We start from the raw sequence: 13926 nt of genomic DNA, 5'->3' as shown, positions 1-13926 counted from the left end.
GTATTGCTCGCATCGTTTCAATAGATGCGGTATTGTAACTATTATTTATGCCTTATCCAATTGAAGACACGCCCTAAATAACATTGCATCTTTTTTGATCTCTGCATGATTACGCTCTAATTGACTAAAAATAATATTAGATTGTTTATTTGATATCTCTGGAAACTCTTCTATAAAGACTTTCTTAATCTCTAATGCCGCTTGATAAAATTGCTCATCAAGTGAATCAACCGTTATGTTGAAGCCAACCAACCAAGATATTGGTAATACATTTGCTAATAATGGGATAATCAAAATACTATCTGGTACGTCTTCGACACTGACGTCATAGTCAATAAAAAAAGGTTCTTTGAAGAATTTTTTTATACTGTCTGAGACTTCATATGAGTACAAAACCCCCTTTCCAGAATCTCTTAATTTGATACTGCTAACTATAAAATCAGACATAATCATATCCCTATAAAAGTACATCAAGTCTAGGCATGCTTAGCCATTTCCTTAAACTTCAGATTACGTACCACAAGCTCTTGGTAAGTGCCGTAATCAATGATTTTTCCTTGTTCCATAAAGTAGATAAGGTCACATTTTTCGACCGTCTTTAGGCGATGGGCAATCATAATGATGGTTTTTTGACCGCTAAATTCATGAATGGCATCCATTACTATCTTTTCTGTAATACCGTCTAACGCACTGGTTGCTTCATCAAAAACTAGAACTTCTGCCTCATGATAAAGTGCTCGTGCAATACCGATACGTTGACGCTGACCCCCTGACAACTGAACGCCACGCTCGCCTACTTTTGTATTGATACCATCTGGTAGCTGCGCCACTAACTCAGATAAGTTGGCTAAAATCAGTGCTCTATTCACTTTGTTCAACGCAATGTCTTTTTTGGGAATACCAAAAGCAATATTTTCCGCAATCGTTCCTTCACTCAAAAAAATACTTTGCGGTACAAACCCTAACAAGTCCTGCCATGCCCGCTTATTTGTAGCGGTAATACGGGTATCATCTATATACAAACTGCCTTGTTGCGGTGTCAGTAGGCCAAGTAATAAATCTATCAAGGTAGACTTACCAGAGCCTGACGAACCTACCAAGCCAATCACGCTATTCACTGGAATGTTCATGTTGACGCCGTTTATTGCCACTCTATGTTTACCTGGATAACTGAACTCAATATCTTTTAAAACGATGCTTTTTCTTAGGTATATTGGTATAGGTGATGAACCACTATTTATAGGTTTTTGATTATTAAATGCGCGCTCTAAATCTTCTTTGACCGCTTCAAAAGCTGCTATATTTCCTTTGATTTGGGAAACACTAGAATAAATTTGCTGTAATGCGGGCAGTAATTTAAACGCTGCAAGTGCATAAACTGCCAAAATAGGTAAGACTTCTCCTAAATTACCAGCATGTAACTTTATTAATAGCAATACCAAAGAAATCATCGCACCAAAAGCTATAAGTTCTATGAAGTAACGTGGTACTTGGCTAATAGCTATATTGGTTCCTTGAGCTCGCGCAAACACTTTGCCACTGTTTTGAAAGCTTTCTATAAAATCATGGCTGCGATCCAATAGTAATACGTCTTTGATACCGCCAAAACCTTCATTCATGAGCCTGAAACGTTCAGTAGAGATCTCTGACAATTTATCTCCATTTACGGCGAGCTTTTCACGAACCAAGCTATAAAGTAAAAAATATGCTAATGAAAATATAACCAATCCCAAAATGGCTATTAGAGGGTCGTAGATGACGATACTAATAGAGATAAAAGCGGCCAAAACGATCTTTGCATTCATCTGTACAAGTGGCTGCATAATTCCAATACTGATTCGCGCAGCCTCTGTAGATACTTGCTTGGTCAGCTGTGCGCTACTACTACTTGCATGGAACTGCCAGCTTTGCTGCATATAATATGTATATAAGAGATCAGCAATCTCTGTACCGATACGAGCGCCAAAAATCGATAATTTCCAAATGGTAAACATTGAGACTATAGTAGAAACCGTCAACATAATCAGAACGAAAAAACCGCTATAGAACAAAAAGTCTGTTGGATTATTTAAGCCAGAAAATTGGTATATTTCAGAAAAAACTGTATTCGTTTTTAAGATACTGATATCACCGACCAGCGCCATGAATGGCGCTATAGAAGCAATCCCCAATAGCTCCGTAAAAGCCATCACGACTACTAGCACTTGTAATATATAAAATTGTTTTAACTGCTTATCTGTTAGCAGTGAAAACAGCTGTTTAATTACTTTTAACATGGTTTACTCAACTACAGCCTGTTTAGTGGAAAAGCTAAATATCAAGGTATCAATGCTCTAATCCCTTGGAATATATGATGTAGACCAATCCTATAACTGCTATTTAACACCCCTACTTAATATCACTACTACCCCTTAACCAACCACCTCTAATTGTTCTATATTTTTCTTTTCAATTTCAGTGTTATCGCCTTCTTGGTAGCCTTCGACAAAGGTTCTAAACTGTTCTTTCAACCATTCAGTATCTTGCTGTTTTGCTCTTGCGATAAATTCAAATAAAATAGTCTCGATATCTTCTAAAGGATAGCTATGCTCCATAGCTTGCATGATGAGTGGATGAAACGTAGCTTCGATGTTGTCTTCACCGATAATCAACTCCTCATAGAGCTTCTCGCCGGGCCTCAATCCTGTAAAGACAATTTCGATGTCACCATTTGGGTTGCTCGCATCTTTTAGCTCACACCCTGTCAAACGAATCATACGCTTGGCAAGATCAACGATTTTGACTGGTGCACCCATATCTAGTACAAATACTTCACCGCCAAATGCCATTGCACCTGCTTGGATGACGAGGCTGGCCGCTTCTGGAATGGTCATGAAGTAGCGAGTTATTTCTGGATGCGTGATGGTGATCGGACCACCCTGCTCAATCTGTTTGGTAAATAATGGTACGACAGAGCCTGAGGAACCTAAAACATTGCCAAAGCGCACCATGCTAAAACAAGTTTTACTGTTGCTTTGGCTAAACCCTTGGCAAACCAATTCAGCCAAGCGCTTGGATGCGCCCATCACGTTGGTTGGTCGCACTGCTTTATCAGTAGAGATCAATACAAAGGTTTCGACGTTTGCCCGTATCGCAGCACGAGCACAATGGTACGTGCCTTTGGTATTATTAATGGTTCCCTCAAAAGGATTAGACTCCACAATAGGCACATGTTTGTAGGCTGCCGCATGATAAATCGTATTTATATGGCTATTTTTGAATATACTAATTAATTTTTTTTCGTTGCCCACGCTCCCGATGATACTAACAATCTCAATATTACGACAATTGCTATCATCTGCTATTTGCTTCCTAAGCTCCTGATCTATCGTATATAAGGCATACTCGGACTGTTCGTATAACACTAAACATGAAGGTTTGTTTTTCATTATTTGTCGACACAACTCGCTACCGATAGAGCCACCAGCGCCTGTAACAAGAATATTTTTACCAGTGATATTTTTTTGCAGTAGTTCTGCGACTGGTTCGACAGTTTCTCTTTCGAGTACGTCTAATATGTCAACTGGCCGTATATGACTGACGGTCACTCTCTCATCAGCAAGCTCTCGCAAGCTTGGCAGATCCTTTATCTTGACCGATATACTGGCTAGGCTGTCCATAATTTGCTTTTTGCGCAGACGACTCATAGATGGAATCGCTAAAATCACTTGTGCGACATCACATTTCTCAATGAGCCAAGGCAGAGCATGAGCAGCATAGATTCTTTTGCCATGCAGATAAGCGCCGGTTAGCTGTGGATCATCATCGATATATGCCATCACATTATATTTATGAGAGTGTCTCAAGCTTTCTAATAGCTCTCTACCAGCTTCTCCAGCACCATAAATAATCACGTTGTCGCAGCAACTGTCTAAGCCCTTCTGCTCATCTGATCTTTTTGATCGTGTCAGCAGTCCACGTATCGCTAGCCGACTGTTCCATAACCAAATAAAAAATAGAAATAAAAATATGATTGGTGCTGAGCGCGGCATTGTCGCCACTATATTTGAATAAATAATGAGCTCATAGACAATAATAAGTAGTAGGAATAACTGTAATATACGTCCCATAGCGGCATCAAAAAACCCTCTAGAGGCGCTCTTATAAAAACCTATCAAATACAAGCTAGCCACTGGAATAAGTGCGTAAAACACCAATCCAGCAAGGCTGATATGATAGTCAATATAACCTTGTCGTAACGCCAATGCAGAGAATAAGCAAAGTATCGAGATTGCAAAATCTATGCTAAATAATATAGAGCACTTGGCAAACCGTGGTAATGACAATAAATACAGAGCCACACGCTTCGACCATCGACTCACGTCATTGGGCGCCTGATAAGCTTCGTTGAACTCTGTTTTTATAAACATAAGACTCACCTACTTAAGTTATGTTACTCATGAGAAGCAGCCGTAAAAAAACAAGTTACTGGGTATGTCCATAAGCATAATGGTAGTTATAACTATACTTATTTATAATGCTCTGACGTACATCGTTGAGAACGATGCCATCTACCTGTACATTGGCTCTGCTCATCTGTTTGATGGCATAAATCAGTTGTCCTTCTACTGAATGATTGAACTTAGTGACAAGTAGTACTTTGTCTGCATATTGCCCTAATACCATGGCATCTGAAGCCGCTAGTATTGGTGGCGCATCAATAACAATATAGTCGTACTGCTTTTTCAACCCTGCCATCAAATGATTGAAGCTCTCTCCTGTCAGTAATGATGTAGGGTTATGAGACTGTCGCCCTCGCGATATGAAATCAATATGCTTCATACCAGTTGGTTGAATAAAGCTTTCGAGATTCAATTTAGAGATATCAGTATTGATATGCGGTTCGCTTACTGGGACAAGGTCCCTTTCATCCTGTAGTAGATAATCAGCCAAACCTTCATGCTGGCTCATGCCAAACATTTTGTGTAACTCTCCTAAGCGCATGTCCCCATCAATGACCAAAATCTTTTTGTTAAGCTGTGAGAACACCTCTGCCAGATTAGCAGTAATAAAAGACTTGCCGACACCCGGACTCTCTCCTGTGATCAGTATCACTTTGGCAGACTGTCCAGCTACCGCTCCTACCGGCATCCCAAATATAAGGTTTGTCCTCAAACTTTTGATTGCTTCGTAACTTAAGCCGTTGTGATCCACATGAGCAAGCATACGATCGGTATTTTTTTTGTTTTTACCGAGCTTAGATATTGAGGGGGAACGTGGAATCGTCGCGATGACAGGTATGCCTGTTTTGGCCTCCAAATGCTCCGGATCTTTTACAACATTTCGAATTAGGTTTTTGAGTAGAACCGATATTACCCCAAGCATGGTGCCTATAAGCCCAGTTAGCATAATGATCTGCAGTTTGTTTGGTGCTATGGCATCAAAGGTGCTGGTTGGTCTGTCCAAAATACGAGCATAACCAACTTGACCGGCTTCAACGATTTTGAGCTGTTCATAATTTTTGAGCAGTGTCAGATAGATTTCTCTGTTGAGTGCTGTATCTTCTGATAGTTTCAAAAACTCTCGCTGGATTTCAGGCAAGCCAGCAACGGTATTGTCTATTGCTTGCGTCCGACTATTCAGTACTTTGAGCTGCTCATTTATCTGAATGACCATTGGATGCTCTTCAGTGTAATAGGTCGTCAGATCTGCTTTTTTGAGCTTGAGGTCATTGAGCTGTTCACCGATTCGAGACTTTTCATTCAATAAAAGCTCTGCTTCTTTACCCACATCAATAGTGCCATATTTTTTACGAAAATCATTGAATAGCGCTTCAGAGGTTTCTAGCTTTTCTTTTAATGCTGGAATTTGCGTTTCCATAAAGGCAAGGGTTTTGGTCGTTTCTTCCGAGCCACGGGATTGGTTTTGATCGACATAAGACTGGACTATCTGATTGAGTATGGTAGTAATTTGCTGCTGGTTGGTGCCTATCATAGACAGTTGAATAATACTGGTTTGATCCCCTCTTTCTTCAACAGACAAAGTGCTATTGATAGCATCTGTCGTGGTCTTTAACGTCTGTTTAGTAATATTAATAGGATAGCTATCCGTTGGTAGCTCAGTCACCTTGATATTAATCTGACCATTCAGTCCTTCAAATTGGTGCGGCTGACCAAGTTGACCTTTAAATTCATCAAAGCCATTGCTCAAGACGAACCCCGTTGCAGACCTGATCAACGTAAAGGATTGGTTAAGATACTCAGGTGCTACATCAAATTGCTCAATTTGTACTAGACCGTTTCCCGTGTTGAGCGACACACTATCAGGAGTGTTTATTTGCGTATCGATACGATTGTTTTTTATTCTATCGATATATCCAATATTGGGATCTGTCAGTCGAGTACGTAAATTCAATAAATCAACCACAGGCTCTAATATCATGCGCGAACGTATGAGTTCGGCCTCTGTCTCTGCTTTACTTGTTTCCTCTTTGACCAAACCCGAGATATTTTCACCAAGCGCCTCTACGCCTTGCGTGTTTTCTTCGATCTGTATCAGCGCGTCCGACTGGAAAGTTGGATTGACATAGCGGGTATACAGAAAGCCTATCAAGAACCCTAGTAATGCCATGAGTGCGATGATTTTCCAGCCACGCATCAAAACCAAGACCAGCGCCATTAAGTCGATGTTGTCATTGTCTTTTTCGCCCATAGGCATTGATAGGTCTTTTGAATCTATATTATTCATAACCATATACTCATCATTCAATGTTGATCGCTTAATAGCACTCGCTTAGCGTCGAAGTTTGGATTGGCGTCGCGTCACTAATCTTGTCATTCCATTGCTCAAGACTATCGACAATATCTTGTCTACTGATCTCAAATACTCCAACGTCAAGCTGGTAAGGGTCGATAATATCTTTATGCAGCCAACAACCGATTCGAAACGTTTTACCACGGCAGTATGGCCAACGACTTTCAATCCATTTGGTTTGCTCGGTTGTCATCGTTAAAATTAAATCTGCCTCTCTCACCAGCGTTTCGCTGATTTGCTTGGTAACATGCGAGCTTATGTCTATATCGTGCCTAGCCATTAATTCAATCGCTGTTGTATCCGCAGAGTGCCCTATGAGTGCTGACAAACCCGCAGACTCGATATGTTTGTCAGAATAGCGCTCAGTCAATAGAGCAGCTGCCATCGGGCTACGACAGATATTGCCAATACAAATGACTAAAATGTTATCAAATGCGTCCATAACTGATACCTATAGTCCTGAGATTACATTGATTGCAGAAGTTGATGGCAGTATCGCGCTAATAATACGGTTCCAGCGTGCCAAGCCTGTTGGGTCAACATAAAGTATGTCATTGGCCTGCATATTAAAACGGCTAGCTAACGCCAAACTCGTGATGCTCTGCATATCGACATAGTAAATATTGGTGTATTGGTACTGTGGGTTATCGCGAACGATGTATACCTTAGCCGCATTGGCGGTATTGGAATCCAACCCGTTTGACTCGCCCAGCACATGCGCTAAGCTCAGTCCTTGCTCAGGAATAGCAACTGGCTCAATCTTTCCAAACTCTCCCAGTACATAGACTTTATTACGGCTTTGGCTGTTGACGTGAATAGAGTCGCCATCCCGTAGGTATATTTGATTGGCAGACAATCCCATCTGTTGTAACGATTGAAGTCCTAAGTTATAGCTGTTACCTTGACGATTCAGTACGATATTATTGGAATCGCCAGTCTCAGTTGTACCACCTGCCATAGAGATGGCCCCATATACTGAGATCGGTACATCCGCAATAGCAAACTCTCCAGATTGCTTTACTGCCCCATCCACAAAGAACTTACTACCACGGTAATTAATAATCTTCACCTGTGGATCTGAGTACTTGAGATAACGCTGTAGCTTACTTTGTAGCACTGTGGTGAATTGCGGTACGCTCATACCACTGGCTTGAATACGGCCTATCAACGGAAACTGTATAAAACCTTGTTGATCAACGGTCAGGCTGGCAGTTGAGGCGTTAATATCTGGATAGCTGGTAAGGATAATATTGAGCGTATCCCCTTTCGAGATGCCATAGCTGACTCGTCCAGAAGTTTTGATTAGATGATAGAGGTCTTGATTGGGCATGGGTGCTACTGTGCGGGGCAAGGTCGCCAGACTCAACGGCTGAATATGAAACTGCAAACCGTTTTCTGCAGTAAAAGTACCAGATTCTGGTAATACTCCTGACTGAAGTCCTGAATTAATGGTACAACCAGTCAGTAACCCCATCAAAAATAAGCAAGATATACTTACTGTCAAGAAGCGTCTGTGTACAAAAATGAAATATTTATAAACCATAACAGTTACTCATATTTATATTTGTGAATCAAACCAAACCACTCTAATGCATCTATATATTCATAAAAAAGAATGTATTTATTGAATATACTCCTAAACTATAGACAACGCAATATTTATAAATTCTTATGAAACAATTAATAAAATTTTGCTTAGTAAGAGTATTAACATATGATTTATAAGTATTTTTATAAAAAATATAGTTGTTCTATACTGTAGTTATAATTAGTTAGCCCATTGCCCCAAATATGTTATTCAGATGCATTCATAAATATCGCTGGCAAAAATACACCATTTACACTCCGAATAAAATTCAACAATTATTGATCATATCCTCTTCTTGTCGCTTTCAAAGTGTAAGTATTTGTTATCTAAAAACGGCTTGTTGCAATGATTCATTGACGACTTATCTCGTATATCATGCGCATCTCTGACAAACTTTTATCTGCTAGGTATGCTTTAGCTTGAATTACTATCAGTAGTAAGCATGCGTTTGCGTGCTAATTTTGTTAAAATAGCGTAGAATAGCCGCTCTAATTTTATACATTGAGAAATGTAAACCCACCGACTCAAGGACATTAATATGAAAGATGAAAAGTTACAAAAAGCGCTAGCCCGTATGGGACTTGGTTCACGTCGCCAAATGGAAGAAGTGATTAAAGCAGGTCGCGTATCTGTTAATAATGGTCCAGCAACGATTGGTGACCGTGTCACACCAGGCGATGAAATTCGTGTGGATGGTCGTCAGATCAAATATACTGCCGAAAATGAGAAGCGTCGCCGAGTGATCGCTTATTACAAGCCTGAAGGTGAAGTCTGCTCAGCCAAGGATCCAGAAGGTCGTCCGACTGTATTTGAGCGCTTGCCAAAGCTCACTCATGATCGCTGGGTCATGGTTGGACGTTTGGATATCAATTCAACTGGCTTACTATTATTTACCAATGATGGTGAGATGGCGCATCGCCTGATGCATCCTTCTAGCGAAGTGACGCGTGAATATGCCGTTCGTGTGTTGGGTGAAGTGACTCCTGATATCGCCCGTACTTTGACTGCTGGTGTTATGTTAGAAGATGGCATGGCACAGTTTGACGATATCAAAGAAGGCGGCGGTGAAGGCGTTAATAAGTGGTATCACGTCCAACTCAAAGAAGGTCGTAACCGTGAAGTACGTCGTTTATTTGAGTCACAAGGTCTGAAAGTTAGCCGCCTATTGCGTACACGCTACGGTACAATCGCCTTACCAAAAGAGTTACGTACAGGTCGTTTCTTAGAGCTCGATAAAAAAGAGATCAATACATTGACCGATTTGGTGAGCTTACGCCCACGTTATGGCACAGGTCTACATGGCGCGGCTAAAGAAAAGCAAGAGCGTATCAGAAATAAGCCACTTAAAGCACGTCGTACGGACACTCGTAACGACAATCGCAACAGCAGCGCGAAGCCTAAAAGCAGTGCTAGCCCTGCCAGCCGCGGTACACGTAATACCCGTGATCGCAACGATAAACGCTAGTTAAGTTTATTTAACATTATTCTAAGTTTTTGATAGATTTAGAATAAACATAAAAAAAGCGGTCAATGACTATTCATCATTGACCGCTTTTTTCGTGTCTCTTTTACAGGCGTCACAGTTGCTCAGTATAAAAATAATGGCTCAGCTATCGTGGCTATTAATGTAATGCTTCATAACCCGCAGCGCTTGTAGCTGCTCCTCGTCCATTTGTGCCAGTAGTCTATCCAACCGCTGTTCGATATTATCTAAAACACTTTGCAATAACTCACTAGCCTCTAACCTCTTTTCACTATTCTCATTAGTGACATTTATATTTGTTAATTGGTAGTGAGTGGCTAGCATTTCGGGTAGCCGAGTTTGCAGCATTTTATTCAATACAAACTTTGCTTCTGTTATAGCAGGTGTTTTATGTTGAGCTTGTAATACTGCCTGATAAGCTTGATAGCTATTCACTTTTTGATCGATACGTCGTAGCTGCCGTAGCTGCTGATCTGACAAGCTTTTTAAGTGCTTTTTATTCAAGTTAAGCTGCTCCCAACTTAACGTAGCCAGTGACAATGGCGCATGATCATCTTGATATATAAGCACACCTGGAGTAATACCGACCGCTTTGTGCAATGCATGCCAGCCTTTTCTACCTAGATAAAAAGTCGTGACGGTCGTTACAATACCGATGCCTATTAATATACTCATAACTGCTCGCTACTTATCACTCAATTCTATGTATGACTACTTATCGTTGGCATTTAGCGTTTAATATCTTCTGCTACTGGATTTTTCACATCCGTGCTACTCAAAGTAGGTGACTCAATAGCCTCTGTTTCCTTACTGAGATTACTCAGCGGCTGCATTGTTGAATCCACATTTGGATGATCAAAACGCGTTTGCAGATAGCGATTGGTCGCGAGCAGTTTTTGGCCATCTTGATGGTATGAGGCATTGAGTAAGTCATCAAACTGTGTGTTGATCGTCTTAAGCACTTCTAACAATGCTTGTTTGCCAGTGACATCTGAATGTTTAATCTTAGTGGTATCGGCACGCGCGCCATCTGTCACATCTAAGTCATGCAAGCGGCGATAATCTGCCACTGCTTGTGGTACGTGTCTGTCCATCAGATTTTGGATCATGATATAAGTTTCATTGATGGTGTCTTTATCGTCTATTTTGCCGTCATTATTGGTATCACCATAGATGACACGTAGCTTCTCACCTTTTCGATTGATTTGGTCGAGTGCTGTTTTGACTTCAACGGGTAGGCTCTTTTCTGGTATATAGCCCAGTTGCGGCATGGCAGTATATTCCAGCATTTTGGGAGCGGTGACTTTCTTAATACCACGATACCCCAGATATAACCCAGCGGCCGGCAGCACTCCGTATAGTACAAACATCACTAACATAGCAGTCACTTGGGTCATCAGGTTGTCCTTATTGTTTGACAGAATAGTTTGGCAAATTTCTTATTATTTTAATCAGTATTTTAAGCTAGGCGATTTTGGTGTCGTCAATTTTATTGTTTAGCAATGCTTTTATTAAACAAAAAAATAAGGCTCTGTTAAAGCCTTATATTGTTATACATTGAGTCTGTTATGTTTTTGGATAATCTTTTATTTTATAAAATACGCTAGCTTTGCGTGCGACTCTTGACATAACGATGTGTCGAGGCAAGACGATTTAAAACGGTTTGATGCAGCTCATCCAATAACTCATCAAGCTCATAATCAATCTCTAAAAATAAATCTGTCAGCATATCGCCTGCCGTCATTTTACCCTGTACCATATTGTTTTTGGTGCGATGCGGACTAAAGCGCTGTAGCTGCTCATAATGATGTAGGGCCTCAGGGATACTTTCGGACACGAGCTTGTCAATGACAAACTGTCGCTCATTATGTTGCTGCTGCTGTTGCTCGTTGAGCTCACTACTCCACTCACGATAGCGTTTTAGCTTACCGTTGATACGATCTAATATCGCAACGGCTTCGATAGGCATGGCATTTAGGGTGGCCTCATCGACCACATCAACAAGCTCAGTCATAATCGGACAACGTCCATGTTTGAGATACCACAAAGTATCGGGGTCAAAAGGTGGTCTGTTGGTCGGGCGTATGTGAGCACGATTGGACAAATAGCGATCAGTCAACGGGGTTAATGAGCGAATATCGTTCACTTGCGCCAATGCATCACGTATACGGTCTACCCGCTCCGGCGGTGTTAACGCAGCACGTTTGTGATTTGATTGAGTGCCGTCATTATCATGATGGATATCGACATTATCACTATTGTCATTTAAATTATGGTTAACACCCATCTCCTGCGCATTGTTGGCAGCTAACGTTGGTAGGTCATCTTGAGCTTGCCCAAATGACTTTAGCATTCTTGTCAAACTGACTACCATGACTTGCTCTGCCCCTCGTCCAGTACACACACATTGTGCTCGTATTGCATACGTTCATTCAATAGCGTATCTTAACAGGTTTTTGCTGACCTGCCAGTACGCAAAGTGTCAACATTCCTACTCTCTCCGCTCACTTCTTAAATGCTAAGCGCCTTGTTATGAATGCTTCTGATTATATTTCTGGTTTCCTGCTTGGATTATCGCTCATCATCGCCATCGGCTCACAAAATGCCTTTGTACTCAAACAAGGTCTTAAACGTGAGCACATATTTTTTGTTTGTCTGTTTTGTGCGGTAAGCGATGCGCTATTAATATCAGCGGGCGTTGGTGGTTTTGGTGCGGTCACCGCACGCTATCCGCATGTGGTAGATATCGCAAGAATAGCAGGCGTTTTATTTTTATTAGGCTACGGCTTACAGAGTCTGTATGCCAGCGTACGCGTATCGCATGCTTTGAACGTTGATGGACAAGTAGTGACCAGCTTAAAAAAAGCGCTACTACTCTGCTTTGGTTTCACTTGGCTAAATCCACATGTCTACTTAGATACATTGGTGCTCGTTGGGATGGTTTCAACAGGCGCGAGTAGCAAACTCACCTTTGCCGTTGGGGCAATTAGCGCGTCGTTTTTTTTCTTCTTTGCCCTAGGTTATGGCGCACGTTTGCTGAGACCTCTATTTGCGAAGCCAAAAGCGTGGAATATACTGGATGCGTTGGTAGGACTGCTAATGTTATATCTGGCTTGGCATTTATACCAAAGCTAAATACAACATTAGGCATTAAATCTAGATAAATTAAGAGGATTTTCAGCGCTCAATATTAGAGACAGAATAAATAGCTTAGATTAAAGCAGGAAACAGTGTGCGCAGACCGCTAACGATAATCTCGATAGACACAGCTGCCAATAGCATACCCATGATTCGGCTCATAATATTCAGACCAGTATCACCCAACAAGCGGCTGATACGACCAGCTGCCATCAATGCCAGATAGCAAAATAGACTAATGAAGAGACCAGCAATGATGATGGCAGATACCTGCAAAATGCCTGAGACTTGTGATGAATAAATAATAACGGTAGAAATACCACCTGGTCCAATCATCATCGGTATCGCAAGGGGGACCACTGCTGAGGCCATCGTCGGCGGTGAATCTTGCACGTGGTCGACATCGAAGTTCTCTTGATCAGGCTTAACAGGGTTGCCTTCACCATTCATCATATTTAGTGAAATCAAGAACACCAATATACCACCAGCCAGCTGAAACGAGCCAATAGAAATACCTAGTGCTTTTAGTAAGGTCTCACCCGCCACCGTAAAAAAACTGATGGTGATAAAAATGGTCAGACAAGCAACACGCGCAACTTTGCGTCGATTGTTCATCGAATAGCCGCGAGTCAAATCCAAGAACAACGTCAATGCGCTAAATGGATTGATCAATACCATAAAGGCTAGGATTATCTTGATAATTTCAGTATTCACTGAGCGCTCGCTTGTCTATTGATACCGCTTGTGCAAAAAGATAAGGCCATCGTGCGAGTGCGACGATGACCCAATAGGCAATTCATAATAGCATTGTAACATAGGCAGATAAGCGAGTTAAATCATTAACTTTGCTCGGTTACCCTCCTATGTCATCTTGGCGAAAAATCCAGCGAATATAAAAAGTTGCGGCTTAGATGAAGCTGAAATA

Annotated in this window: 12 protein-coding genes; 2 read left to right on the top strand and 10 right to left on the bottom strand. The window is 41.2% G+C overall.

The window, feature by feature from the left end; translation table 11 throughout:
- Window positions 1–45: 45 nt before the first annotated feature.
- From ACHUET_RS13470 to ACHUET_RS13445, 6 genes are all read right to left on the bottom strand, one after another.
- Complete coding sequence (locus ACHUET_RS13470) at window positions 46–447, bottom strand: hypothetical protein (RefSeq protein ID WP_394213536.1); 402 nt, start codon at window positions 445–447, stop codon at window positions 46–48.
- Window positions 448–476: 29 nt separating this feature from the next.
- Window positions 477–2276, bottom strand: coding sequence for an ABC transporter ATP-binding protein (locus ACHUET_RS13465; RefSeq protein ID WP_394213534.1), 1800 nt, complete (start codon window positions 2274–2276; stop codon window positions 477–479).
- 135 nt (window positions 2277–2411) lie between these two features.
- A complete protein-coding gene (locus ACHUET_RS13460) occupies window positions 2412–4409 on the bottom strand; it encodes a polysaccharide biosynthesis protein (RefSeq protein WP_394213532.1) in 1998 nt (665 codons plus the stop codon).
- A 55-nt stretch (window positions 4410–4464) separates the two neighbouring features.
- A complete protein-coding gene (locus ACHUET_RS13455; protein WP_394213530.1) occupies window positions 4465–6726 on the bottom strand; it encodes a polysaccharide biosynthesis tyrosine autokinase in 2262 nt (753 codons plus the stop codon).
- A 31-nt stretch (window positions 6727–6757) separates the two neighbouring features.
- The gene (locus tag ACHUET_RS13450; protein WP_394213528.1) at window positions 6758–7234 is read right to left on the bottom strand and encodes a low molecular weight protein-tyrosine-phosphatase; all 477 of its coding nucleotides are present in this window, start codon (window positions 7232–7234) and stop codon (window positions 6758–6760) included.
- Between the two features lie 9 nt (window positions 7235–7243).
- Window positions 7244–8266, bottom strand: coding sequence for a polysaccharide biosynthesis/export family protein (locus tag ACHUET_RS13445; RefSeq protein ID WP_394213526.1), 1023 nt, complete (start codon window positions 8264–8266; stop codon window positions 7244–7246).
- A 652-nt stretch (window positions 8267–8918) separates the two neighbouring features.
- On the opposite strand from ACHUET_RS13445, the gene rluB reads away from it, so the two are divergent.
- Window positions 8919–9845, top strand: coding sequence for a 23S rRNA pseudouridine(2605) synthase RluB (rluB, locus tag ACHUET_RS13440; protein ID WP_201602464.1), 927 nt, complete (start codon window positions 8919–8921; stop codon window positions 9843–9845).
- Between the two features lie 141 nt (window positions 9846–9986).
- Here rluB and ACHUET_RS13435 read toward each other — a convergent pair whose 3' ends face one another.
- From ACHUET_RS13435 to ACHUET_RS13425, 3 genes are all read right to left on the bottom strand, one after another.
- Entirely contained in the window at window positions 9987–10538 is a 552-nt protein-coding gene (locus ACHUET_RS13435; RefSeq protein ID WP_394213524.1) for a hypothetical protein, read from the bottom strand.
- Between the two features lie 53 nt (window positions 10539–10591).
- Window positions 10592–11260: a hypothetical protein gene (locus ACHUET_RS13430; protein WP_394213522.1), complete on the bottom strand. Its 669-nt coding sequence runs from the start codon at window positions 11258–11260 to the stop codon at window positions 10592–10594.
- A 206-nt stretch (window positions 11261–11466) separates the two neighbouring features.
- Entirely contained in the window at window positions 11467–12267 is an 801-nt protein-coding gene (locus tag ACHUET_RS13425; protein ID WP_394213520.1) for a hypothetical protein, read from the bottom strand.
- A 128-nt stretch (window positions 12268–12395) separates the two neighbouring features.
- Here ACHUET_RS13425 and ACHUET_RS13420 point away from each other — a divergent pair, with 128 nt between their 5' ends.
- Window positions 12396–12998, top strand: coding sequence for a LysE/ArgO family amino acid transporter (locus ACHUET_RS13420; RefSeq protein ID WP_394213518.1), 603 nt, complete (start codon window positions 12396–12398; stop codon window positions 12996–12998).
- Between the two features lie 75 nt (window positions 12999–13073).
- Here the strand turns inward: ACHUET_RS13420 and ACHUET_RS13415 are convergent, their stop codons facing one another.
- Window positions 13074–13715: a MarC family protein gene (locus tag ACHUET_RS13415; protein WP_394213516.1), complete on the bottom strand. Its 642-nt coding sequence runs from the start codon at window positions 13713–13715 to the stop codon at window positions 13074–13076.
- Window positions 13716–13926 lie beyond the last annotated feature (211 nt).

The sequence above is a fragment of the Psychrobacter piscatorii genome (assembly GCF_043641605.1).
GTDB classification, from domain to species: Bacteria; Pseudomonadota; Gammaproteobacteria; order Pseudomonadales; family Moraxellaceae; genus Psychrobacter; species Psychrobacter piscatorii_C.
This window is presented reverse-complemented; position numbering and strand designations above follow the sequence as displayed.